We start from the raw sequence: 25,946 nt of genomic DNA on the forward strand, positions 1-25,946 counted from the left end.
CCGCTGGTAAGCGAGACAGAGCTGAGCGTGCGAATGGACTCAACCACTTGCGTGTTCATCCGCCACCAGAGCACTCCTTACCCACGCCGCACTGTTGCAGGCAGCCTTCGGATACCAACAGGCATTGATGTCCTTATTCTGCCAACAACGGTGGCACAGGTTGTGTCTGCTCAGGAGGTGAGAGCGCATGGCAGATTGTGGGCAGTCAGCCCGACCCGCATCACCGGGTCGGGCTGGATGTTACAGTTTGAAACTGCTCACCACGTGGGCCAGTTGAAGAGTCTGTTCTTCCATCGCCTGCGCGGCAGAAGAAACCTGCTCCACCAGCGACGCATTTTGCTGTGTGCTGTTGTCAAGCTGGTTAACCGCCGTGTTGATCTGATCGATCCCCATGCTTTGTTCACGGCTGGCGGACATGATTTCGGCCATCAGCGTGGTGACGCTGCTTACGCCGTTCATCAGCTCGTCCATGGTGCTACCCGCTTCCTGTACCAGCAGGCTCCCGTGATCGATATTCGCCACGGATTCTTCGATCAGCTTTTTAATCTCACGGGCAGAGTTGGCTGAGCGCTGAGCCAGGTTACGCACTTCTGAAGCCACCACGGCAAAACCACGTCCCTGCTCTCCGGCGCGCGCCGCTTCCACGGCAGCGTTAAGCGCAAGAATATTGGTCTGGAACGCAATACTGTCTATCACCCCGATAATATCAACAACTTTACGTGAAGAGGTGTTAATTTCACCCATGGTGGTAACCACCTGTTTCACCACGTTGGAGCCACGCTCTGCCACACGGGAAGCATCCCCCGCCAGCTGGTTTGCATGGGTCGCATTATCCGCATTCTGCCGGACGGTTCCGGTCAGCTGCTCCATCGAGGCCGCCGTTTGCACAATGGAACTGGACTGATCTTCGGTACGGGCGGAAAGATCGAGGTTGCCACTGGCAATTTCTTTCGATGCGGAGGTAATGGCTACCGCACTGTCACCCACCTGGCGTAACAGCCCCTGCAAATAGCTGATAAAGTTGTTAAAACTCTGAGCAACCGCATCAAACTCCGGGCTGCCGCTGGCAGGCAGACGCTGCGTTAAATCGGCCCCACCGGAAGACAGTGCCAGAATGTTATTGTTTAATCCGCTCAGACGTTTCATCAGATTGCGGACAAAAACCAGCAGTATCAGCAGCAGCAAAATCGCCAGTGGGATCTGTACCAGACCAAGCCGGGTCAGAATTGCGTTACTTTGTTTTGACAGTAACGCGGTGGGAACGTCGCTGGCGATATACCAGGGGCTACCGCTAATTTGCTGCACAAACAGCGTATGCTCACCATCTTTGCCTTCATAACTGCCTTGCGCTGGTCCTGAGGAGACGTCCCTGAGCATGGCGCGCAGCGGTACTGACATCGGCACAGAAAGCTCGCTCAGATTATGCAAGGTTGGCGCTGCATCCACCAGGCTGGCATCCCCGACGACCTTACCGTCAGCTTCCACAATCAGCACCTGCCCCTGAATTGCCCGGCCCATTTCTTTCGCCAGGTGGTTGAAGAAGCCCAGGGTTACGTCGATGGTGGCAACACCCCATGCGGTGCCATTACGATAAATTCCCATGGCACAGTTGGTGCGTGGCTGTGGGCTGGCGGCATCCTGATAGGCTTTTGCCCAGGCGCACTGCCCTTTTTGTGCCGCCATGCCGTCTTTATACCAAGGCTGCTCATAATAATTGGGTGCTTCGGCGGAGTTCCAGAAGGTATTCACCTGCAAAATATTGCTGCTGTTACGGGCAAAAAAGGTACTGAATTTATCTTTTGCCGGATCGCGCTGTTTGGGCAGAGGCCAGATCCCGCCGCCAAACACATTGACATCCTGATACTGGTTAACCAGCGCCGGTAAAACCCTGTCAATACTGTCGCTGTCCAGCACGGCGACAGTTTCGGTAATGCTCCGCTGCTGAGCCTGGATACGGTTCATCATATCAGTGATACGTGAGCCAATCGTATCAACTTCATAGCGCACAAGCCTGCTCTCACTGGTTGTCAGTTGAGGCGCTACAAATATTTTTATTACCACTACAGTGATCATCAGCAACAAAATAAAGAAGCCGACGATCAGTAGGGTAAACCTGCCCTGGGTTGTTTTTAGCATGGAGAGCCTCACCGATAACTCTATGGCACAATTGCCTTATGAAATTAACGGCTACGGCTTCTGAAACTTGAGGCGATCAAGCTCACAAACTGAAAAATATCCTCGTCCCAGTTTTGACGCCCCTCTCAGCGCCCCATCCGTCGCATCGCACGGTAATACGCCCCCTGACGAACAGACCAGCGAAGTAGCCGCGCCAGCAGGTGAAGACGCTGGCGTACAGCATAACGGCGTAACGGAGAAAAATGAAAACCGAACTTCCGCTGTGCCCACTCCGGTAACAGTTCAATCCCGGCCATCATCATCAGGCGCATTGCGGGTCGCACCTGCCAGCTGGAGGCCGGGGCATTGAGCAACAGATTCATCACCTGCTGAGTGCGTTCGTCACATCGCAGCTGCGGCCTCATCGCACACAGATAATCCTCCACTTGCTGTGCGGTTTTCGGTACGTTCTCTGCACCCAGCGCCTCTGCCACCACAGCAGCCTCAGTGTAGTAGCGGTCCTGCTCTGTCAGACTGAGCTGCGGATTCCTGTAGCGCAGGTAGGCGGCCAGAAAACGGCTGGTTTCAGCCACATGTACCCATGTCAGTAATAGCGGATCGCTGGCTGCATAGGCAACCCCGGTGGCATCCGTGCCGGTTACCTGCAAATGGATATGTTTCACCCGTGCAATCAGGCTGTGGGCATCAGCGGTATTGCCAAAAGTGGTCACCGCAATAAACTGACTGGTCCGGCGCAATCTGCCCTGCATGTCCTCGCGAAAGCTGGAGTGATCCCAGACGCCGGCCAGTGCCAGAGGATGCAACATTTGCAACAGTAACGCAGAAATACCGCCGCACAGCATGGAAGAAAAGTCACCGTGCACGCGCCAGATCGTGCTGTCCGGGCCATACAGGCCGGGATCACCCGCAGGCTGGCTAAGGTCGAACTCACTGCCAGCCAGTCCGTTGAGGCGGAAAATTTGCTGCTGTATACGTTCACGCACCGAAAACATAGCGGTTGCTGCTCCACCCTCTCAGAAAAAAAAGGGGCGAACAGATCGCCCCCTGATATAAAACCCAGGCTTAACCGGTAAACAACACCAGCCGCCTACAGATATTCAAACTCCGCGCTGTTGGTGCGTGCGGAATCAAGACCAATCATCACCCTGAATTTACCCGGTTCTGCCACCTGCTGCATCTTCGCGTTCCAGAACATCAACGCGTTCACGTCAATGGGAAAGGTGACCGTCTGCGTCTCACCGGCCTTGAGCATAATGCGCTTAAAGCCTTTCAGTTCTTTCAATGGACGGCTGATGCTGGCCATTTCGTCGTTGAGATAGAGCTGAACCACCGTGGCCCCGTCGCGGTGGCCGGTATTGGTCACGGTCACGCTGGCATTCACCCTACCGTTGCGCGGCATGGTTTTTGACGACAGCGTGACAGGCGATACCTGGAAGGTGGTATAGCTCAGACCGTAACCAAACGGGAACAGCGGACCGTTGGCAGCATCATAATAGTGCGAGGTGTATTTATTGGGTTTATCCGCATCATAAGGCCGCCCGGTATTCAGGTGGTTGTAATAAATCGGAATTTGTCCAACGGAGCGCGGGAACGACATCGGCAACTTGCCCGATGGGTTGTAATCACCGAACAGCACATCGGCAATGGCGTTACCGCCTTCGGTACCGCTAAACCAGGTTTCCAGCAGCGCATCGGCATGCATATTCTCCTTGACCAGCGCCAGCGGACGGCCATTCATCAGCACCAGCACCAGCGGTTTACCGGTGGCCTTCAGTGCATCAATCAGCGCCAGCTGACTCGGTGGGATGGTGATATCGCTGCGGCTGGAGGCTTCATGTGCCATGCCCTGCGCTTCCCCCACTACCGCCACCACCACGTCTGACTTCTTCGCGGTGGCCACGGCGTCATCAAGCATCGCCTGCGGGGAGCGCGGATCGATAATCACCGCTTTTTCGTAAATATTGAGGAAATCCTGAATACCTTTATTGTCGGTAATATTCGCCCCCTTCGCGTAGAGCAGGGTGGCTTTACCGGCGGTGGCATTTTTCAGTCCCTGCAACACGCTGACCGACTGCGAAGCCACGCCCGCCGCCGACCAGCTGCCCATAATGTCACGCTGACTGTCGGCCAACGGACCAATCACGGCAATGGTGCCAGACTTTTTCAGCGGCAGCGTCTCCAGACGGTTTTTCAACAGCACGATACTTTTGCGCGCCACATCACGTGCCTGCTCACGATGCAGACGGCTTTCGGCGTTGGTGTCCTGAGGATCGCTCGTCGGCGCGCCCAGGTGGCTGTAGGGATCGTTAAACAGGCCCATATCGTACTTGACGTTGAGTACGTGACGGGTGGCATCATCAATTTCCTGTTCGCTGACCGCACCACTTTTTACCAGTCCTGGCAGATACTTACTGTAAAATTCGTCACTCATGCTCATATTGACGCCAGACTGGATCGCAATCCGCACCGCATCCTTTGGATCGCTGGCAACACCATGCTTGATCAACTCTTTAATCGCGCCATGGTCGCTGATGGTAATGCCCTTAAATTTCCAGTCATCGCGCAGCAGATCCTTCAGCAACCAGCTGTCTGCGGTGGCCGGCACGCCGTTAAGCGAGTTAAGCGCCACCATCACCCCACCGCTACCTGCATCCAGCGCCGCTTTGTAAGGCGGCAGATAATCCTGTGCCAGTCGCTGTGGGCTCATATCGACGGTGTTGTAATCGCGTCCCCCTTCCACCGCGCCATAGCCGGCAAAATGTTTAACGCTGGTCATCACCGAGTAGCGATCCGCCGGGCTTTTGCCCTGCATTGACGTCACCAGCGTGCGGCCCATTTGTGAAACCAGGTAAGTATCTTCACCCAATCCCTCAGATACCCTGCCCCAGCGCGGTTCACGGGTAACATCCACCATCGGTGCCCAGGTCATATTCAGGCCGTCATCGGCAGCTTCATAAGCAGAGATACGCCCCACTTCTGCCACGGCATCCAAATCCCAGCTGGCGGCGAGCGCCAGTGGGATAGGAAACACCGTGCGATGACCGTGCACCACATCGTAAGCAAAAAAGAGGGGGATTTTCAGGCGACTGAGCTGCATCACCTGGTCCTGCATTGCACGGATATCCTGCCTGGTCACGGTGTTGAAAATCGCCCCGACCTGCTCATGCCGGATCATCTCACGGATCGCCTCCTTCGGGTTATCCGGCCCCACGCTGATTAATCTGAGCTGGCCAATTTTTTCGTCCAGCGTCATTTTTTTCAGCAAATCCGTTACAAACGCATCACGGGCTTCGGGGGTTAATGCATGGGGAACGGGGTGAGTTTCAGCAAAAGCTGGCTGCATGATCAAAGCGGCAGCAAGACTGACAGAGCAAATCCATTTCATCAGATTGGTTTCTCTCAAATAACGGCAAAAAACGGGTCAGAGTGTTACAGAGTTGTAAGACGCTCAGTGTGCCATAAGTTGAGGATAGCAGATAGTTTTCAACGCATGACAGCAAAAAGGATCGGTTTTTTAACGCCAGCCAACTGCCGGCCGCAGCATGCTGAGGAGGGGACAAAATACAGCTGTTTGATGGCAGCAAACCGCTACCGGTATTTCCGGGCGGTACAATTATACTCACAGAAAAAAGCCTCAGGCCGGTGCCCCTGTTAATCTTACGCGTTAAATCACCGGTGTCTGTACCCCGTCAGCTTTTTATGCAACCGGTAAATTTCTTTGATGTAGAAAGAATAAAAAACCGGCATCAGCAGCAGCATGGAAAAAACATAACCCACGCTGTCCCTATATGACACCAGATCCGCGGCGTGGCCAAATATATGACGCCCGGTGAGAATAAACATAATAATAACCCACAGCGCAATTAAATAGCCCATTTTTATATAGACTGAAAAAAAACCGGAGATGATCTCCTGCATAATTACCTCAGCATGACGAAAGCGCTGACAACAGGATCGTTAGCGCGTGATGTTAACAGAAGATTCACCGGCAACAGCCCGTGCGGTCATTTCATGGCACTGTTTCACCACATCATCAAAGCTGTCCACCAGAATACCTGGCCTTGCGGCAATTAAGGTGTTTTTATCATGAATACCATAACTTACCGCTATCGATGCCGAGCCAAGATTGTTGGCCATCAGGATATCGTGAGTGGTATCCCCCACCATAATGGCCTGTGATTTATCGGCCTGAAAAAAATCGAGGATTTTCTGCCCTGATTCAGGATGTGGTTTTTTCGACGCGACCTCATCAGCGCCAACCACAATATCAAAAAAATGCGCAATGCCGGCAGCCGATAACAGTGTATTGGCACTGTGAGAAAATTTATTGGTGGTCACCGATAAACGAAAACCCGACGAGTGAAGATGTTCAAGACCGGTGGCCACGCCGGGGAAAAGCAGATCTTTCGCCGCGGGCAGAATAATCGTTTTGAACTGACGCTGATATTCATTCACCGCGCAAATAACCTGTGGATGATCCACCGCCAGATTCATCAGATCAGAAAATGCTTTTTCCAGCGGAAGTCCGATAGTAACTCTTATTTCATCAGCGGAAAACGCAGGCAAACCCAGCGCACGGAAAGCAGCGTTAAAGGTAAGGGGAATAGCCTGTGCCGTGTCGAACAGTGTCCCATCGAGATCAAACATCACGATGGCCTGATTATCTTTCATTATTTAACTCTCAACGGTTTATTTGTGCGGGCAAATGATTAACACCGGCGTTTAACTGAATTGGTCAAATTTTCCTGCCGTGACCCGCTTACTGCCTGGGGTTCAGCCTTATTTCGCCGCGACGGACGGGCAAGATATATTGATGTAATAATCGCCAGGCAGCCCACCAGCTGTAAGTGAGTAAATGTCTGCCCCAAAATCACATAGCCGAGCACACAGGCCGACAGAGAACTCATAAATCCCAGAAACGAGGTGGTTACCGGCGGCAGTTTCTCTATGCCCCGGAACCAGATAAAGTAGCCCAGAACGCCACCGGCCAGCGTCAACCAGCCGTAGCCTAAAAGATTGGTGAAGGTCAGGGCAGCCGGCAACTTCTCCAGCGTCAGCGCGGCTGGCAACAGCATTAATCCACCCATCGTTAACTGCCAGCCGGTAAATGCCAGTAAAGACATATTATGCGGCCTGCCCCAGTATTTGGTCAGCAAAATACCCATCGCCATACTGGTGGTGCCGACAAGCCCAATAGCAACGCCCTGAAAATTTAATGTCACGGCACTGTTTAATACCAGAAGGCTAATGCCCGTTACGCCAATCACCGCAGAGATAATATGTATCGCTCTGAGTTTATGCCTGAAGACCACCGCACCAATCACCATCACGATAACCGGCTGGCAGGACATCACCAGCGACGCCAGACCACCGGGCAAAAAATAAGCGGCGGCAAACAGACAATAGAAAAACAGGCCGATATTAAGAAATCCGAGGATCGCTATACGTAGCCACCAGATACCGTAAGGCCGCACGCGGCAAACCAGTAATAAAATCAGTCCGGCCACCAGCGCCCTGATTACCGATGCCAGCAAAGGCACATGAGGAGGAAGCGTTTGGGTGGTGACAATATAGGTGCTTCCCCAGATAACCGGGGCCAGGGCAGTAATAAGAATATTACCAAGCGTTGATAACTTATTCATGTGATGCTCCAGGCCAGGTCCCAAAGTAACGATCGCCAAAATCCCCGATACCAGGACGCATAAATGCCGCCTCGGTCATCCCCTGCTCTATTGACGAGGTGACCACGGTCAACGCCGGCCATGCTTTTGTGACGTTCTCAATACCCGATGGCGACGCAAGCAGATTGACCACAATAATATTGTCAGCCGCCACGCCGCTTTCCTGCAGCACGTCTATGGCTTTCAACACAGAACCGCCGGTTGCCAACATCGGTTCAAACAACATCACCGACATCTCCCCCACCGTGGCGGGCAGATGCGAATAAAAGTAATGCGGCTGTTTTGTCTCTTTATCCCGTTGAATAAGAATTTTGCCGATGGGCTGTTCAGGAAACATCTCCCTGAACGCCACCTCCATGCTCTCTCCGGCCCTGATCACCGAAACGCCACAAACGCCATTTTTTAATGATTTCCCGTGAAAAACGTCACCTATTGGCGTGGTGACCACCTCGTCCCGGTAAGGCAGATAGTGGGCCGCATGTTGTAATAGCAAACGGATCAGCTGATTGGATGCATATACAAATGTCTTCAGACTTGCCGCACGGTTGCGCGCCTGAAGCTGCAAACTGGATAGCCACGGCGAATCAGGTAACACATGAACATTTCGGTAAACAGGCATAGATGTGTCCTTGAGAAACAACCATAAGATGTTAAGATGATTATATCTTTTAGATTTATATCTTTTATGAAAGATAATTAAGAGAAAGATAATCAGATGCACGGCTTTTTTCAAGTTTCTTTTTTATGAGGAAGACTATGCAGTACGACCATGTAGACAGGCTGCTTGTCCAGTGGCTTCAGCAGCGCCCCGATTTGGATTGTTCTCCCATGGGGGTGCTTGGACGACTTAGCCGGATGAGCCGCCTTGTAGATAAGAGCCTGGAAAAAACATTCAGGAATAACGAATTGAGTCAGACAGAATTCGACATTCTGGCGACGCTAAGGCGGCTTAACACACCAACCACCCCTACTGAACTCTATCAAACCTTAATGCTGTCATCAGGCGCCATGAGCACCCGCGTCGAGCAACTGGTCCAGCGCGGCTTTATTGAGAGAGTTTACAGTGAAGCAGACAGACGCAGCTGCAACCTGTCCTTAACGGTCAAAGGCAAGCAGCTTATTGATAAAGCAATTTCTGAACATGTGGCAAATGAAGATGAAATATTGTCACCTCTCAGTGCCCAGCAGCGTGAACAGCTGGCATCAATTTTGCGTATCTGGCTGTTAGATAAAGAAAAATAACCATTCCACCGGCCAATCCTGGCCGGTAAAACCGCTGCTTTTTAGATCCATATCTCACCTGCAAAAATACCCTACCAAAAAGAAACTTGACATTGATTTACACAAAAGTATCTTCCTAGTGAAATATAAAATCCAGAAAGATTACATCATCATGACTTTTAAACGCCTTGTTTCTTCCTTTATTACCTCACCAGATCCCGGTTCCGCTACTCATTTTCACGATCTTTTCGCCATGCTTGTACGCTGTGTCCGCACCAGACCGGCGCATATCGCCGTAAAAGATCAGAATACCTCGCTGAGTTATCAACATTTCCTGCAATCAATAGCGCGAAGTGCAGATAGCCTGCATGCGTTGATCGAGGAGGATGTGCAGTTTATAGGGCTGTACTGCGATCCCTGCGTTGAGATGATTTGTGGCGCATGGAGCATTCTCGCCGCCGGGCGCGCCTATCTTCCCCTTGCGCCGGATTATCCCGCCGATCGTCTGCGTTATATGATCGAAGATTCTGGCGTGACCATCGTGTTAACCCAGCCAGCCCTTAAAGCACAGCTGATGGCTATCGTTGGCGAAAAGGTCACCATTATCACCCAGGACGACCTTGAGAAAGTCAGCGTGGCGACCACTGATGCTGTATTAAGCCGCCCGCAGGAACGCCTGGCGTATATGATTTACACCTCCGGTAGCACAGGAAACCCCAAGGGGGTAATGGTGAGCTGGCGCAATATCTCTCATCAGATAGCCTGGTTAAAAGAGCAGTTTGGTTTTGATCAAAACGACAGGATTTTACAGAAGACACCAATCAGTTTTGACGCGGCACAGTGGGAAATACTGGCGCCGGCTTTTGGCTGCGAGGTGGTGGTCGGACCCAAAAACTGTTACCGCGACCCGGATGCCCTGATTAATACATTGCAACAACAAAACATTACCGTGTTGCAGTGTGTTCCCACCCTGCTTCACGCGCTGGTTGAACATCCGCTGTTTCCTGATTGCCAGGCGTTGAAAAAGGTTTTCAGCGGCGGGGAGATCCTGACACGCCCTCTTGCCGCGGAGTTTTTTCAGCACCTGCCGCACGCCAGACTGACCAACTTATACGGTCCAACCGAATGCACTATTAATACCTCCAGTTTCACCCTGGAGGCAGAGTCGGTGGCGTCTTATCCCGATGCGATTGCCATCGGTAAACCCGTAGCGGATACCTTCTACCATGTGCTGGACAGCGCCGGAGCGCCGGTTTTATTGGGAGAAACCGGCGAGCTGTATATTTCAGGTGTACAGGTTGCCAGCGGTTACTATCAGCGACCCGAGCTGACCCGTGAACGATTCATTCCCGCTTCAGGAACTCCCGTTCCTGGCCACGAGTTGCTTTACAGGACCGGTGATTTAGTCCGGCAGGATCAGACGGGAAATACCTTTTTTGTTGGCCGCGCTGACAATCAAATAAAATTGCGTGGCTATCGTGTCGAGCTGGACGAAATTCGCCTGGCAATTGAAAAGCATCACTGGGTTAAACACGCGGCGGTTATCGTGCAGCAGGCTCCGCGATCCGGCCAGCAGATCCTGACGGCCTGCATTGAGCTGGACAGGCGGCAGGCGGCGTTAATGGACCAGGACAAGCATGACAGTCATCATATTTCCAAATCCAACAAACTGCAGGTCAAAGCACAGCTCTCTAACGCGGGCTGTCGTCAACTCTCAGCAAAGCAGCTGGCTGACTGCATTCCCCTGGCCTTTAAAACACCCGACAGCGGGCAGTTGGAAACCGCCTTTGGCCGCAAGACCTATCGGTTTTTTGAGGGAGGGCCACAGGTAAGCCAGCAAACGCTGGTGCAGGTGTTACAACGCCAGCCGGAAACGGGCGATTTACTGGCCGGAAAACCGGCGTTAGCGCCCGAAAATATCGGGAAACTGCTGCGTCATTTTGGGCAGTTTATCAGTGAAGATCGTCTGTTGCCCAAATATGCCTATGCCTCTCCCGGCGCGCTGTACGCCACACAACTCTACCTTGAGTTAAACGGCGTGGCAGGACTGCCCGCAGCCATCTATTACTACCACCCGGCCAAACATGCTCTGGTGCCCATCGCCCCTGTTGCTGGCACATGTCATCAGCTGATAAAACTACATTTTATCGGCGAGCGTGATGCCATAGCGCCGGTATATAAAAATAATCTGCGTGAAGTGCTGGAGATGGAAACCGGCCATATGCTGGGGCTTTTTGATGAACTGTTGCCCGCCTATGGCTTACATGCCGAGCGCTCAGCATCGCAAAGAGGGCCACTGCCTGACTGGTATGACGGTCATCACTATAACGACTATCTCGGTGGCTATGTTGTCAGCCAGGCGCCGGTAAAACCGGACAGAGCACAAATTCAACTCTATCTGCAAGTCCACCGGCATGTCGAAGGACTGGCAGCGGGCCTCTATGCTTTTCAGCAGGGAGCGCTGCATTTTATCTCTGACAGCATGTTGCAGAAAAAGGATGTTATCGCCATTAACCAGCGGGTTTTTGAGCAGGCATCGTTTGGTATTGGCGTGGTCTGTAACGGAGCAGATCCTGATGAACACTATGTGCTTGCCGGTCGTGAAATGCACCGGCTACAAAGTAATAAACATCTGCTGGGGCTGATGTCATCCGGCTACAGCTCCAAAAGTCATCACGACCTGCCGGCGGCAACGGAAATGCGTAACATACTGGCACAGCATCACTTGCCTATGGACTGTTTTTATTTTTGCCTCGGTGGACCGGTGAGCAAAGCGCAGTATCTGCATACCGGCATGAATGAGGATCGTATTCATATACAGGGTCCCGTTGAGTTGCTTAAAGAGGATCTGGCTGCACAGCTACCGAACTATATGATCCCAAATAAAGTCATCATTGTTGAGCGCCTGCCTCAAACCGCTAACGGAAAAATCGACACTCTGGCATTAAAATCCTTACCTGAATTAAACGAAACCGATAATTGTGGCGAGAAAATAGCGCTCAACTCCCCCCTGGAAAAGACCATCGGCGAGATTTGGTGTGCGGTGATGAAATGGGAAGAAGTATTTGCCGCCGATGATTTCTTCGCCGCCGGTGGAAACTCCCTCAGCGCCGTGGCGCTGATTAATCGCATTAATAACATGTTTGCGATAAAACTTCCGCTACAGGTGATATTTCAAATGCCTACCGTACGGGGCCTGGCGACAGCCGTCGAAAAATGCCGTCATGCTGCCGTTCCCTGTTCGCGTTTAATTAAGCTCAATGCATTTACCGAACGCCCGATCTTCTGCTGGCCAGGCCTGGGTGGCTATCCATTGAGCCTCAGGCAACTGGCTGAGAAACTGCCCGGTCAGCGCGCTTTTTTTGGTGTACAGGCCGAGGGGATCAATGAAGGTGAAGTGCCACGACAAAATGTCACAGAAATGGCGCGGGACGATATTGAGCAAATCAAGGCCATACAGCCAGACGGGCCTTATACCCTGTGGGGATACTCCTTTGGTGCGCGGGTTGCTTTCGAAACCGCGGCACAGCTGGAAGCACAGGGAGACACGGTTGCAGCGCTGTATTTGCTGGCTCCGGGCGCGCCCATGACTCAGATGGAACGCGAGCAGCGCTATGAACACCGGGCCGCGTTTGATAATCCGGTGTTCCTGGCCATTTTATTTTCGGTATTTGCCCATCAGATTGAAGGTCCTCTGCTTGAGCGCTGCCTGGCGCAATGCACCACGCGCCAGGCATTTATTGCCTTTATCTGCCAGCGTTTTCCTTTACTGCACGCTGACACCGTTGAACGCATTATTCGTATCGTCGAAACCACCTACGGTTTCAGTTATGCATTTCATGAGCTGGAAAATCGCCGGCTCAACGCGCCGGTGACGATTATTAAAGCACGGGGGGATCATTACTCCTTTTTGGACAATGCCCCGGAATTCAGCCGACAACGCCCGCAGCTGATTGAACTTAGTGTCGATCATTTCACGGTGTTGAAACCCAAAGGGATCGATGAGCTCCTGCAAAAATTGTCCCCTGCTATCAGTGACAAGGATGAGAAACATGCGAAGTAAAGAATTTGAGCTTGAGTATCTGCCTGAAGTTAAAGATGCCCTGCAACAGGGTCGTCCGGTTGTGGCGCTGGAATCCAACGTCATTACTCATGGGCTTAACTATCCTGACAACGCGGCAACCGCGCTGAACGTTGAAGCGGCGGTGCGGGCCAGCGGGGCTGTTCCTGCCACGATAGCGATTGATAACGGAAAAATTCTGGTGGGGATGGATCATCAGCAGATAGAAAAGTTCGCCACGACCGCTGATATTGCAAAGGTATCAAGTCGCGATCTGCCTTTTATTCTGGCCACGCGATCGATGGGTGCCACCAGCGTCGCCTCTTCTCTGGTGATTGCCGAGCTGGCCGGTATCCCGTTTTTCTCTTCAGCAGGATTAGGTGGCGTACATCGCGGTGCGGAAACCTCAATGGATATTTCCGCCGACCTTATCCAGCTGACACGATCAACAGTAACGGTAATTTGCGCGGGTGTTAAAAACATTCTTGATGTGGGTTTAACGCTGGAATATCTCGAAACCCATTGCGTTCCGCTTGTCACCTGGCAGTCTGATGATTTCCCTGCTTTCTACTGCCGTAACAGCGGCTTCAAAAGCCCAATGCGCATCGATTCAGGCCAGCATATCGCCCGCGCGATTGAGATCAACCGCGCATTACCGGGTTCTGCCGGGCTGGTCATCGCCACCCCCACAAGGGAAGAGGATGCCATTAACAGTGAAGAAGTTCAGCAGGCAATTGCAGAGGCGATATCGCAGGCAAAACACCATGGCATTACCGGCAACGGGGTCACTAAATTTATCATGAAAGCCGTGGAAAAAATGACCGATGGCCGTTCCGCCGAGGCCAATAAGGCGGTGCTAATCAATACAGCACGCGTGGCGGGAGAAATTGCCATGGCCCATTACCTTTACCGCCAGAATCTCAGTGAATAATCAGGAGCAGAGTAACCATGCCGCATATTAACGTAAGTTTTCATCAGGGTCCTGAAACACAGGTGGATCTTCAGGCACTCTCCTCAGCGCTCACCGAGGTTATCGTTGAAAAACTGGGGATTAACAGCCAGTTTGTCTCTGTCACCATCGAACCGGTGGATAAAAACAACTGGGCAGAACAGGTGCTGAAAAAATATATTCATCAGCCAAATTATCAGGTGATAAAACCCGTCAGCTATAAATATAAATAAGCGCCCGCTGGACTATGGGCGCGAAAATGTCACTTCTCTCAGCCTGAAGGCCACTTAAGCAATACAACCACCGCCGGGTTTAACGCCCGGCGGCGGCGTGCTACGACATACGGTGCCCGGCGATAGTAACGGCGTTATGACTCAACGCTGTCATCCACCATCACCCGCTGGCCATTACGCTGCTCAAATATCATCGTCTGTGGCGAAGAGAGCGCCACGCCCTCTTTGCGCAAACGGGTAAGGATATCAAACAGCAGGTCGCTTTTCGCCCCTGAAACCTGACGCGGACTGGCAACGTTGCCCGTCACCGACAGCACAATCCCGGCAGGGATCAGATCCTTGAAGGTCACCGACGGCTCCGGCGTATCCAGAATGCGTTCGTTCTCAGTATAAACATCAAGCAGCAGCTGCCGCACCAGAACCGGATCGATATCCAGCGGGAAGGTGAGCGTGATCGTGGCAACCCCCTGGGCATTCCCCATGGTGGCATTGCGCACATTCTGCGAAATAAACTGTGAATTAGGGACGATCACTGTCGAACGATCGCCAAGCTGAATTTCCGTGGCACGCACGTTGATACGCCGGATATCCCCTTCAATACCGCTGATACTGACCAGATCGCCCACTTTCACCGGCCGTTCCGTCAACAGGATCAAACCGGAAATAAAATTCTTCACAATCTCCTGCAAACCAAAACCGATACCTACCGACAGCGCACTGACGATCCACGCCAGTTTGTTCCACTGTAGTCCCATGATGGAAAGCGCCAGCAGAAACACCAGCACATAACCCAGATTGCTGAACAGGGTAATAAGCGAAACGCGCATCCCCGCGTCCATGGTGGTTTTAGGCAGAAAATCCTGATCCAGCCAGCGTCTGGCGGAGCGTAACACATAGATGCCCACAATCAGACACAGCAGCGCATTCAGCACATGAGCCGGCACGATATTCAGCGTTTCCAGCCCCTTACCGCCCCAGAACTCAATGGCTTTCTGTACCAGTTCGATCGGCGTCCCGCTGCCAAAAGTGCCGTTCAGCAGGGCCATTGCCGCGACCAGCACCAGCAGGGTTTTGCCTGTTGCCCCCAACAGCGTCGCCACCTGCCCCAGATGCCGCGCATCCACATTCAGTGAACGCTGAATACTTTTACCAGAGGCGTTATTGACGGAGAACAGGGTTTCACAGGCGTCTGCCACCAGCTGACTGAGAATATAGAAAGAGCCAAAAACGATGCCCATCCAGATCAGTTCATAACCCAGAAAACGGGCCAGTGCGATATAGCCAACCACCAGCGCCAGTAAAATCGCCACCCCGAAAAGCGTGATGGCCATCTGGATCAACCCAACCAGGGTAGAACGGGCTTCCGACTGCCCCCCGGCAAGAATGATTTTGCGGCGAACGCGCTTGACGCGAAAGCTGATTGACAGCGCCGTTGCGCCGATAAAGAACGCGGTCACGCCACTCGCCAGCACCGTGGTGCCAACGCTGGTATTGGCGCTGTTATTAAGGATTTCCAGCATCTGAAAAACAAACACCAGCCCGGCCGTCAGGGGAGGAAAGGGTTTCAGCGCCAGCGCCACCTGGTTGGAGATATTCGGCAAGCGCCAGGAGGGGCGCCGCGTGGAGAGAAACGCCCTACCCAGTCCGGCAATCAGCCCACAGAAAATACTGAGTCCAACCAGTTTGTCGACAAAGGAGCGAACATCATCCACTACTTCGTCATGTCGGGTGAAGGCCAGACTCAGGAAATTAAAAGCCAGCACCACCGCCGCCAGCGTGGTCATCGCCACAGCAGCAGCAAGGAAGCTACGGCGCAGGCGACCTTCCGGCAGCAGATGGATCCCCACCCAGGCGAGAAATTCTTCCAGATAACGCCGCCCCTGAGTGGCAACCAGGATAGCCAACATCACCCAAATTACGGTACCCAGACGCCAGCCAGGCTGCCAGGAGAGCACCGCAGCACTGCCAATTTCGCTAATAAAGCCACCGATTCTGACGCCATCATCACTCTCGGTGTTAAACATCGGTGACCAGAAACGGGGACCAAAAATACTGCCGGCATTGAGCGCCAGCTGCGTTTTCAATCCTTCGCGGCGGAGATTAATGATTTGCGCGGAGAGATTGACAGCCCCACTTTTGATCGACTCAGCCTGCTGGATCTGATCGTCCATTTTCGCTTTCTGGCTTTCCAGATTTTTACGCTTGCTGGTGACCTCAGCGGTTTCTTTGACGCCACTGTCGGCTTTAGGTGCCGGCCCCAGCACCCCCAACTGTGCCTGCAACTGTGCCAGCTTAGGCGTAATACCCTGTATCAGTGTGTCGGCGTCACCGGAAAGTTCGAGCGCCATATCATTGAGCGACGAAAGACGGCTGTCATTGGTTTCGCCTGAGACCTGCTGCTTTATTTTATCCAGGACTTTCTGCATCTTTGGCAGTTCGACCGACGCATTGACCTTCACCGGGGCTTCACCGGTTTGCTGGCTGGCCTCTTCGCTGGCAGCCTGTACCATTCCCGGTGAGAGGAACATCAGGACCAGCAAACAGAGGCGAAAGAAGTTTCGTAAATCAGACATGAAAAGTTCCGAATAAAAACAAGATCGCTAAATGCCCACACCCGAAAACCGGGTGCCCGTTGCCGTGCTTATCCTGCCTGGCAGGACAGGAAAGATGAATTATTCAATGACATCGGCGGCACCGTCATTACTGACCATCTCGGCCGCCTTTTGCTTTTTATAGCTCAGTGCGGCAGCCGGAACCGGAGATATTTTGCCGGTTTCCAGCCAGTTACGCAGACGGTTGGCGTCAGCAAAATGGGTATATTTTCCAAACGCATCCATCACCACCAGCGCCACCGGGCGCTGATTAATCACCGTGCGCATCACCAGACAATGTCCCGCCTGGTTGGTGAACCCGGTCTTGGTCAGCTGGATATTCCAGTCCGGCCGGTACACCAGATGATTGGTGTTACGGAATGGCAGAGTGTAGTTCGGCGTTCTGAAAGTCGCCATCTGCTCATGGGTGGTACTGAGTTGTCCAATCAGCGGGTAACGTTTGGTGGCAATCAGCAGCTTCGTCAGGTCCCGCGCGGTGGAAACATTCAGGGTCGACAGTCCGGTTGGCTCCACATAGCGGGTATTTTTCATCCCCAGCGCATGCGCTTTGGCGTTCATCGCGCGAATAAAAGCGTCATATCCTCCCGGATAGTGATGGGCCAGACTGGCCGCCGCACGGTTTTCCGACGACATCAGGGCCAGCAGCATCATATTTTTACGGCTGATTTCGCTGTGGAGCCGCACGCGGGAATAAACGCCGCGCATCTCCGCCGTGTGGCTGATGTCGACATTCAGCATCTCATCCAACGGCTGGTGCGCATCCAGCGCCACCATTACCGTCATGATTTTGGTAATGGACGCCATCGGGCGGACCAGATCGGGGTGGCTGGCATAGATCACGTTATTGTTGTTCAGATCGACGATCATTGCGCTGCCAGAGGCGATCTCCGGCTGGCTGGCCGGCGCCGTCTGACGCGGGCTGGCGATGGCCTGGTGCAGGAAAACAGCACCAAAGACAAGTAAAATCAGATTGAGAAGCGACAGGTGAATTTTTGCAGGCATTTTAAAAAACTTAACCGGGTAGTGAGTCATGTGCAGCCTGGCTGCACGCCGCCACCGCACCATTGAGGTTCCACGGGGCTGACCTGCGCATCATACGCCGGATATTCAGTAAGTTCCTAAAGGTTATTCGTTTCTGAGCGTTAATGGACTGTTACTGACAGGACGCAATGAGGCAGACAACCCACCCCGGTGCCGATCGGCGAACTCAAATTCTGTCGTGTTGCTGACAGAACAGAATAAACGTTTTTCCCCAATAAATAGCAGACCTTGGTCTGGTGGCCAGATCGTCCATTTAATTTTCAATAAAGGTTAATGCTGAAAAAAAATAATTATGCGGCCCTGAGACCGCGAGGTAAGTTTAGTGGGGTTGAAATCTGAAAATAAAGCGAGTTTCTCCATCATGTAAAGGTACTAATATACAGCCGACCTCTCCAGACTCTTTCGCGTTATTCCTGAATTTCAGATCAAAGTGGAAATTGCTGTCAATGCGTCCGGTAATGGTAAATTCTGAATCAACAACTTCTGAGCCATTCTCCAAAACGTCCTCAATAAGGTATTCAAACTGCTGTGCCGAAAGGGGGTGGCGAGCGCGGTTGCCCCGGACATCGACAAATTCAACCATTGAGGCAATCATTCTGAACCGGGTGGTTTTCGCCTCCCGAAATTTCGCAATGATGCTGTTAAAAAAATCCTGAGTAACTCTTTTCATCAATGGCTGCTGACGACCAATTAAATTGGCAGATATTTTACCGAACTCAGACATAACTTCAAATACAGGTGCATTGCTTTTAGTATTTTCTTCCATTTTTATTGCCCCTTCATGTTGAATTAATTACTTTCTCAGACATATTCAAATCGCGCGTAAAAACACCGTAACCGGTATAAAGCTGGTTTGCCTGGTATTATTTCCTGTATATAAGTGTAAACTTTTTAAGCGAAACGATTTCTATTTCAGAAAACCCTCAGAGCCTGTCCCACCAGACGTCATTGCCGTAGGCATTGCCCCTCCCTCGCGGACAGCGGAATACAACCTGCATTTAAACGCCCCAAACAGGTGAGCGGAGCGAGCAGACCGAGGCGGACAGCGCGCAGATGAGGATGTCGGGCGCTGCTCTGGGCCAAAATGGCAGGTAAACAGGACCTGATGGGACGGGCGTCAGGCGCGCGTGACTGAACCGCAGCGGAATGAAAAGGGCCTCTGATAAGGCGTTGTTTAGCAAAACAAACCAGGCGGAAACAACAGGCGGGCGGTTCTGCTCATTAACCGGTTGAAACAACACCCGACGTTCCGGGCAATCAGCCTGATGCTCCGTAGTGGATTCATCACGCAGAACCGTTTTGGCCGTTGCTCCACGCCAGCATTCACAACATCATCAGTGCCGTTCACGGCTGGCATGTACCGGGCATTTTATCAACATCACCATTCTGTTTCCTGTTGGTCCACAGGCACTGAAAAAAGTGCAGCGATATCAGGCGCATTTATTGGGTAGCGGTCTATGATATTTATGGACATGACTCACCTGCAATAAAACCAGGGTGTCGTATTCTCCCGCACTCAGAATGCGCCAGACCTCTCGCGGCCGCAGGCATACCCGCGGCGACAAAGGCGGTAACAGGCGGACGGTTTGTTTATAAAAACGGCTAAACCGTTCATTTTTACGCTGCCATAACGCCGGACAATCAGCTTAATGTCCCTGAAATTACCGCTGCCTGCGCATTTTATACCCCGGCGTTGTCTGGTGAATACTTTGCAGTAAAAAAGATCGGGCGGCAGGAGAAACGGCAGAGTTCACAAGCCGGAGCGGCTTTCCAAAGCCACAGGAGAAAGGACGAATGGATGTTAATCATCTGATTACACAATATGGTTATCTGGCACTGTTTCTCGGCTGCCTGGCAGAGGGTGAAACCTTCACTCTGCTGGGCGGCGTGGCAGCCCATCAGGGACTGCTGAAGTACGATCTGGTACTGCTGACAGTCGCCCTGGGCGGTATTCTGGGGGATATCGCCCTGTTTTTTGTCGGCCGCTATTATGGTACAGCCGTTCTGAAGCGGTTCAGGAAACATCAGCCACAGATTGCCCGCGCTAACAGGCTGATTCGTAAACGGCCAGCGCTGTTTGTCACCGGCGTACGTTTTATGTACGGCCTGCGCATTATCGGACCGGTCATTATCGGTGCCAGTCGGCTGAAGCCGCAAAAATTCCTGCTGTTTAATCTGATTGGCGCGGTTTTCTGGGCGTTGATTTTTGTCTCACTTGGCTATGTGGGTGGACAGGTCATCGCTCCCTGGCTGCACACGCTGGACCAGCATCTGAAACCGCTGTTCTGGCTGGTACTGATAGGGGTGCTGGTCTGGCTGATACGCCGCTATGTTAAGCATCGTTCAGACCGTCGGGAGGATGAACAGGACAGCCAGACGGGGTAAACCACGCGCTGCGTCTGTCCGCTATATCTGTCCGTCATCTGTTGCACCAACCGGGAGAGAAAAGCATGAGTGAGATAATACGTCGGATTGACGATCACGGCGTCATTGGCGACCTGCGCACCTGTGCATTGATTGCCAGCGATGGCACCATTGATTATTTCTGCTGGCCCAATCTGGACAGTCCAGCAGTGTTTACCGCACTGCTGGACAGCGATGACGCAGGCATGTTTTCGGTGGCACCGCACTGGCAGGAGGTCCGCCGTCAGCAAATCTATCTGCCAGATACCACCGTGCTACAAACCCGCTGGCTGGCAGAACAGGGCGTGGCAGAAATGACCGACTATATGCCGGTATATGCCAGTGAAGATTCCACTCCGTGCATTGTCCGCCGGATCCACATGGTCGATGGTGAAACAACCTTTACCCTGCGCTGTGCGCCGGTACATGACTATGCCAGAGCCACCACCGTGGCCCACCTGCAACAAAATAGCGTTCTGTTCAGTGCCGACCGGCAGCCGGTCCTCAGGCTTTACGGTGAAGTGGATTTTACGGTACAGGGCGGCGTCGCCACCGCTCAGTTTACGCTGAAAGCGGGCGAACGGCAGGAATTCATTTTTGGCGCTGCCGACGGGAAGCACCCGGATCGGCCCAGCAGCGAAAAGTGCTTTCAGGAGACATTGCATTTCTGGCGAAGCTGGAGCGCCCGCAGCACCTGGCGCGGTCGCTGGCGGGAGATGGTCAACCGCTCTGCCCTGACGCTGAAGCTGTTAACCTCCCGCCGGCACGGTTCGGTCGCGGCGGCGGCCACTTTTGGCCTGCCGGAAACATTGGGAGGCGAACGCAACTGGGACTATCGTGCCAGCTGGATACGCGATGCTTCATTCAGCATGTACGCGCTGATGCGTCTTGGCTATGTCGATGAGGTGCGCGATTTTACCCGCTGGGTGGGGCGTTGCGTTGAAAACAGCCACCATGAGGTGCAAAAATTACAGGTAATGTACCGTCTGGACAGCGGCACCGAGCTACAGGAGAGTGAATTACTGAATCTGTCTGGCTACGCCGGTTCCGCGCCGGTGAGGATCGGTAATGACGCCTCGCGGCAGTCGCAACTGGATATTTACGGCGAACTGATGGACGCCATTTATCTGGCCAATAAATACGGGGAGGCCATCTCCCACCGGGGCTGGGATCACATCTGCAAAATGATCGATTATGTCAGTGAAAACTGGCATCAGGCCGATGCCGGGATTTGGGAGATGCGGGGTGAGCCTCAGCATTTCCTGCACTCCCGGCTGATGTGCTGGGTGGCGATGGACCGCGCTATCCGGCTGGCGGGTAAGCGCTCCCTCCCCTTTCCCCACCAACGCTGGTGCGAGGTACGTGACCGGATAAGCGAGGATATCTGGCACAACTTCAGGAACCCCACGCAAGGGCATTTTACCGCCACCCGTCACGGTGATTCTGTCGATGCCTCAATGTTACTGATGCCGCTGGTGCGCTTTGTCAGCGCAACCGATCCCGACTGGCTGGCCACGCTTGATACCATTGAAGCGCAGCTGGTCAGCGGTGGTATGGTGCGGCGATATAAGCAGGATGAAACCCCCGCTGACGCGCTGTCTGGTGAGGAAGGCGCTTTCGTGGCCTGCTCGTTCTGGTATGTCGAATGCCTGGCGCGGGCGGGGCGGGTACATGACGCGCACGTTGAATTCGCAAAGCTGTTGAGCCATGCCAGTCCGTTGGGACTCTATGCGGAGGAGTTCGATCATCAGGGTTATGCGCTGGGTAATACCCCGCAGGCATTGAGTCATCTGGCCCTGATTAGCGCGGCCTTTTTCCTCAACCGTAAGCTGGACGGCGACGACCCGCTCTGGCAACCCTGAAGACAAAATGTCCCTATTTACCGTGCCGTACCAGTTTTTACAGAAAATTCTGGGTAAATATAGGGCCACAGAGGCAAATCACGGTTTATTCCTGTCGGATTATGACCATATAATGTGCATCCGGTCACACCTGCCGGTACAGGTTTATTTATCCACCGATCACATGGCGCTTTACCTGAAAAATATGAAAAAGAGCATCCGCGCATTAGCCGCTTTAGCCCTGGCCGTGACGGCATACAGCCAGTCAGCCTCAGCCATTGTTTACTCCCTGCCTGCGGCAAACAGTCGTCTGATTGGTGAGAATATTGAAATCACCCTGCCTCAGGACAACAAATTGCCGCTTGAGGCCTTCGCTGCCCAGTATCAGATGGGCCTGAGCAACATGCTGGAGGCCAACCCAGGCGTGGATGTTTATCTGCCGAAAGGCGGATCCAAACTGGTTATCCCCCAGCAACTGCTCCTGCCTGACGCCCCGCGCGAGGGCATCGTGATCAACAGTGCGGAAATGCGCCTTTATTACTATCCGAAAGGCACCAAAACCGTGGTAGTACTGCCAGTTGGCGTCGGTGAACTGGGTAAAGATACGCCAATCAGCTGGACCACCAAAGTAGAGCGGAAAAAAGACGGTCCAACCTGGACGCCAACCAAAAAAATGCATGAAGACGCGGCAGCAGCAGGTGCACCACTACCCGCCTACTTCCCGGCCGGCCCGGATAACCCCATGGGCCTGTATGCGCTCTATATTGGTCGCCTGTATGCCATCCACGGCACTAACGCCAACTTCGGTATCGGCTTGCGCGTCAGCCACGGCTGTGTCCGCCTGCGTGCGGATGATATTAAATGGCTGTTTGACAATGTTCCTGCCGGTACCCGGGTGCAGTTTATCGATCAGCCGATCAAAGCCTCCGTTGAGCCGGATGGTTCCCGTCTGGTGGAAGTGCATAATCCCCTTTCCCAGACTCAGGAGCAGTTTAACTCCCGTGAGCCTGTTCCACTGAGCATCACCCCGGTAGTGAATAAAGTGGTCAGCGATGCGAGCGTCGACAGCGCCACGCTGGATAATGCCCTGAAGACCCGTAGCGGTATGCCGGTTAAACTCAATACCGGCGCTGACGACCGCTTTGGCAAACCGGTTGCCGCACCGCAGACACAAGGTGCTCAGCCCGGCGAAGAACCGATGACTCCGGTGACTGGCCAGGGAGCAAACCCGGTTGAAAACAGTGCGCCTGCGGACAGCCAGGCTCCACAGGCCACCGATGGGCAACAACAGGCTCCGGCCGCGGCCACGCCAGACGGTAGTTTTGTGGCCCCCAGCCAGCCTGGCCCGGTTTACGAAAGCACCCCTGACGCTGACAGTTCCAAAACCACCACCGGCACTGACGGCCAGCAGTAAGACAGCCCTCAGGTAATCCGTTGGTTAAAAGTAAAAGCCACCTTCCCCGGAAGGTGGCTTTTGACAATGCCCTCTGAAAGGGGGTCTGTTGTCAATTTTCGATTACCACACTAACCATTCCATCGGCTGCTCATCTGTTTGTTTCGTTTTCTCCTGATGCCTCACATACCGTCTGATAATTTCCCCGTTCACCCCGACAGTATCTGCAAACCAGCAACAGTGCCCTTTTAGGGACGACAAAGAGAAAGGCTGCTGTTTCGCATGAAACAGCAGCCTTTCTCTTTGACTCTCTGCACCGAAAATCCTACGCGGCGTTTATCGCATTACGCAGGGTGCCGTCACCAACCTCGTGCCCCTGCGCACTGCTTTTCCGATGGAAACGGCTTTTGCATGACAGGTTCAGGAAGAGTGGCGTTAGTGAGCCGTACCCGGCAGATCATTTTCCACTCTGTCCTGACATCCGCAAGAAAGCCAGCGTTTATATCCTGAAGGTATTGACCGTTTCACGTAACGCGTTAGCCTGCTCTGAAAGAGAATGCAACGCAGTGGACGACTCTTCAACCAGCGATGCATTATTCTGCGTTACCCTGTCCATCTGCGTCACCGCAATGCTGACTTGCGAAATTCCCTGCATCTGTTCAGAAGAGGCCAGCGAGATATTATCCATTGCCTGAGCAAGATCGCCCACCATACCGACGATTTTCAGGATGCTCTGGCCAGTGCCTGCTGCCACCGTCACCCCACTTTCCACCTGCGTCACCGCCTGTTCAATCAGCTGTTTAATGTCTCTGGCCGCCGTGGCACTGCGTTGTGCCAGCGTCCTGACTTCCCCCGCAACGACGGCAAAACCACGTCCCTGCTCACCGGCACGCGCGGCTTCGACAGCGGCGTTAAGCGCGAGAATATTGGTCTGAAAAGCAATGCCTTCAATCACCGACGTAATATCCCGTACCTTCACGGCACTCAGTGAAATGTCATTCATGGTCTCTGACATGTGCTGCATATCCTTTTCGCCAGCGCGTGCAAATACGGCGGCCTGGCGTGCAGACTCCGCCGTATGCTGCGCACTGGCCGAATTGCTTTTTACCGTGGCAGTAAGCTGTTCCATACTGGCGGCCGTTTGCTGAAGGGCGGCGGCCTGCTCCTCGGTACGGGAAGAAAGTTCGGTATTCCCCTGAGAAATCTCTCCGGCGGCCAGCGCCACGGAAGCAGAAGAATTCTTGATTTGCGACACCAGTCCACGCAGATGACTCTGCATACTGTCCAGCGAGGCCAGCAGGCTGGTGGTATCGTTATGACGCAGTGGAATCGTGGTGGTGAGATCGCCTGCGGCAATCGTGGCGGCAAGCACCTGTGCCTGCAAAGGTTCGCCGCCCAGCTGCCCTTTGATTCGGCGGGTGATCAGCCAGCTCATGGCAAATCCCAGCATCACAAACACCACCGTTAATGCCACTAAGCTCAGATAAACCCCGGACAGCGCCTGAGTAGACGTCTGAGCCGTTTTCAGCGTAACGCGCGCCTGATAAGCCACCATATCATTGACAGCAGTGCGGTACTGAGAAAGTGCAGGAATTAACCCGGAATTAAGCTTGTCCACGACAGGAATATCATTTTGCTGAAATACGGCCTGTGCGGCGGTGTTAAAAGCCGGAGAGGTTGTTTCAATATTTTTTAACAGGCCGGAAGCTTCTTCAACTTCGGCAATATTGATACCGGGAATTTTTTTCGCGCCGTTAATCAGCGTGCGAAAATGTGCTGTGGTTTCGTCGCTGTTTTTCTGTAGTGAAAAAAACTGTGCGTTAAGGTCATTCAGCGCCGGTTGCTGATTATGCCCTGTCAACGCCAGCAGCAACGTGGTTTGCTGATTTAAATTGTCTTTCAGCGTCTGAAGGACCTGTAAATCGGTCAGTCGTGCACGCGTCAACTCCTGTTGGTCGCTGGCAGAGCTGAGTTTATACCCGGCAAAGCCGGTCATAAAAACGCCCATGAGAATAACACAAAGGAATGCCATTGTGAGCATGGCGCTGAGCTTTATTTTTCCGTGACTAAACATATTTTTACCTTCCGGTTCAGTGTGCACTCGCAACACTTACGCACCACGCGGCACGTAGGCAACTGATACTTTTATCGGCATTCATCCTGTAAAATTCAGTACTGAATCCTAATCGTGCCCATTTTTCAACTCCGTACAGAATTAAATACATTCAAATTGCGATATTTCAAGCCATTTATATCTCGCGGGTATTAACTCACCGACATTAACTAACTGACCAACTCGTTTGCCGATCAACCGACATGTTGGCAGGATGGCGCGGGCGAGCCACGTCACCATATCCTGCAATACGGTCGGAAAAT

General features: G+C 53.0%; 17 protein-coding genes and 1 pseudogene. 7 read left to right on the forward strand and 11 right to left on the reverse strand.

The window, feature by feature from the left end:
• Window positions 1-240: 240 nt before the first annotated feature.
• The 6 genes from EB241_RS10795 to upp form a co-directional block, all read right to left on the reverse strand.
• Window positions 241-2,136 carry a methyl-accepting chemotaxis protein gene (locus EB241_RS10795; protein WP_124233179.1) on the reverse strand — a complete coding sequence of 632 codons (1,896 nt, stop codon included), beginning with the start codon at window positions 2,134-2,136 and terminating at the stop codon, window positions 241-243.
• 125 nt (window positions 2,137-2,261) lie between these two features.
• Window positions 2,262-3,128 (reverse strand): oxygenase MpaB family protein, encoded by an 867-nt coding sequence (locus EB241_RS10800; protein WP_124233180.1) that lies wholly within the window; start codon window positions 3,126-3,128, stop codon window positions 2,262-2,264.
• 95 nt (window positions 3,129-3,223) lie between these two features.
• Window positions 3,224-5,521, reverse strand: a complete 2,298-nt coding sequence (gene bglX / locus EB241_RS10805) for a beta-glucosidase BglX (RefSeq protein WP_124233181.1) — start codon at window positions 5,519-5,521, stop codon at window positions 3,224-3,226.
• A 572-nt stretch (window positions 5,522-6,093) separates the two neighbouring features.
• On the reverse strand, window positions 6,094-6,807 hold the full coding sequence (locus EB241_RS10810) for an HAD family hydrolase (RefSeq protein WP_124233182.1): 714 nt from the start codon (window positions 6,805-6,807) through the stop codon (window positions 6,094-6,096).
• A 38-nt stretch (window positions 6,808-6,845) separates the two neighbouring features.
• A complete protein-coding gene (locus EB241_RS10815; protein ID WP_124233183.1) occupies window positions 6,846-7,778 on the reverse strand; it encodes an EamA family transporter in 933 nt (310 codons plus the stop codon).
• Window positions 7,771-8,436 (reverse strand): uracil phosphoribosyltransferase, encoded by a 666-nt coding sequence (gene upp, locus EB241_RS10820; protein ID WP_124233184.1) that lies wholly within the window; start codon window positions 8,434-8,436, stop codon window positions 7,771-7,773. Before upp ends, EB241_RS10815 begins: the two co-directional genes overlap by 8 nt.
• A gap of 287 nt (window positions 8,437-8,723) precedes the next feature.
• On the opposite strand from upp, the gene EB241_RS10825 reads away from it, so the two are divergent.
• The 4 genes from EB241_RS10825 to EB241_RS10840 all read left to right on the forward strand — a co-directional run bounded on the left by EB241_RS10825 (window position 8,724) and on the right by EB241_RS10840 (window position 14,280).
• Window positions 8,724-9,059: a MarR family winged helix-turn-helix transcriptional regulator gene (locus EB241_RS10825; protein ID WP_233592585.1), complete on the forward strand. Its 336-nt coding sequence runs from the start codon at window positions 8,724-8,726 to the stop codon at window positions 9,057-9,059.
• 151 nt (window positions 9,060-9,210) lie between these two features.
• Window positions 9,211-13,101 (forward strand): amino acid adenylation domain-containing protein, encoded by a 3,891-nt coding sequence (locus EB241_RS10830; RefSeq protein WP_199737349.1) that lies wholly within the window; start codon window positions 9,211-9,213, stop codon window positions 13,099-13,101.
• Window positions 13,091-14,029: a pseudouridine-5'-phosphate glycosidase gene (locus tag EB241_RS10835; protein ID WP_199737350.1), complete on the forward strand. Its 939-nt coding sequence runs from the start codon at window positions 13,091-13,093 to the stop codon at window positions 14,027-14,029. Before EB241_RS10830 ends, EB241_RS10835 begins: the two co-directional genes overlap by 11 nt.
• Before the next feature lie 17 nt (window positions 14,030-14,046).
• Window positions 14,047-14,280, forward strand: coding sequence for a tautomerase family protein (locus EB241_RS10840; protein WP_124233187.1), 234 nt, complete (start codon window positions 14,047-14,049; stop codon window positions 14,278-14,280).
• A 134-nt stretch (window positions 14,281-14,414) separates the two neighbouring features.
• Here EB241_RS10840 and EB241_RS10845 read toward each other — a convergent pair whose 3' ends face one another.
• The 3 genes from EB241_RS10845 to EB241_RS10855 all read right to left on the reverse strand — a co-directional run bounded on the left by EB241_RS10845 (window position 14,415) and on the right by EB241_RS10855 (window position 18,699).
• On the reverse strand, window positions 14,415-16,853 hold the full coding sequence (locus tag EB241_RS10845; RefSeq protein WP_124233188.1) for a DUF3772 domain-containing protein: 2,439 nt from the start codon (window positions 16,851-16,853) through the stop codon (window positions 14,415-14,417).
• Between the two features lie 99 nt (window positions 16,854-16,952).
• Window positions 16,953-17,894: a D-alanyl-D-alanine endopeptidase gene (gene pbpG, locus EB241_RS10850; protein ID WP_124233189.1), complete on the reverse strand. Its 942-nt coding sequence runs from the start codon at window positions 17,892-17,894 to the stop codon at window positions 16,953-16,955.
• A gap of 358 nt (window positions 17,895-18,252) precedes the next feature.
• Complete coding sequence (locus EB241_RS10855) at window positions 18,253-18,699, reverse strand: hypothetical protein (RefSeq protein ID WP_124233190.1); 447 nt, start codon at window positions 18,697-18,699, stop codon at window positions 18,253-18,255.
• A gap of 1,028 nt (window positions 18,700-19,727) precedes the next feature.
• Between EB241_RS10855 and EB241_RS10860 the strand changes: the two genes are divergently transcribed.
• The 3 genes from EB241_RS10860 to EB241_RS10870 all read left to right on the forward strand — a co-directional run bounded on the left by EB241_RS10860 (window position 19,728) and on the right by EB241_RS10870 (window position 23,591).
• Window positions 19,728-20,318, forward strand: coding sequence for a DedA family protein (locus EB241_RS10860; protein ID WP_124233191.1), 591 nt, complete (start codon window positions 19,728-19,730; stop codon window positions 20,316-20,318).
• 65 nt (window positions 20,319-20,383) lie between these two features.
• Entirely contained in the window at window positions 20,384-22,198 is a 1,815-nt protein-coding gene (locus EB241_RS10865) for a glycoside hydrolase family 15 protein (RefSeq protein ID WP_124233192.1), read from the forward strand.
• A gap of 184 nt (window positions 22,199-22,382) precedes the next feature.
• The gene (locus EB241_RS10870; RefSeq protein WP_124233193.1) at window positions 22,383-23,591 is read left to right on the forward strand and encodes a L,D-transpeptidase family protein; all 1,209 of its coding nucleotides are present in this window, start codon (window positions 22,383-22,385) and stop codon (window positions 23,589-23,591) included.
• 102 nt (window positions 23,592-23,693) lie between these two features.
• On the opposite strand, the pseudogene EB241_RS10875 reads toward EB241_RS10870, so the two are convergent.
• Both EB241_RS10875 and EB241_RS10880 read right to left on the reverse strand, forming a co-directional pair.
• Window positions 23,694-23,804: pseudogene (locus tag EB241_RS10875) on the reverse strand (IS200/IS605 family transposase); the annotation flags it as partial.
• 265 nt (window positions 23,805-24,069) lie between these two features.
• A complete protein-coding gene (locus EB241_RS10880) occupies window positions 24,070-25,644 on the reverse strand; it encodes a methyl-accepting chemotaxis protein (RefSeq protein WP_124233194.1) in 1,575 nt (524 codons plus the stop codon).
• Window positions 25,645-25,946 lie beyond the last annotated feature (302 nt).

Origin of the sequence: Erwinia psidii, assembly GCF_003846135.1 — a bacterium.
Classification (GTDB): domain Bacteria; phylum Pseudomonadota; class Gammaproteobacteria; order Enterobacterales; family Enterobacteriaceae; genus Erwinia; species Erwinia psidii.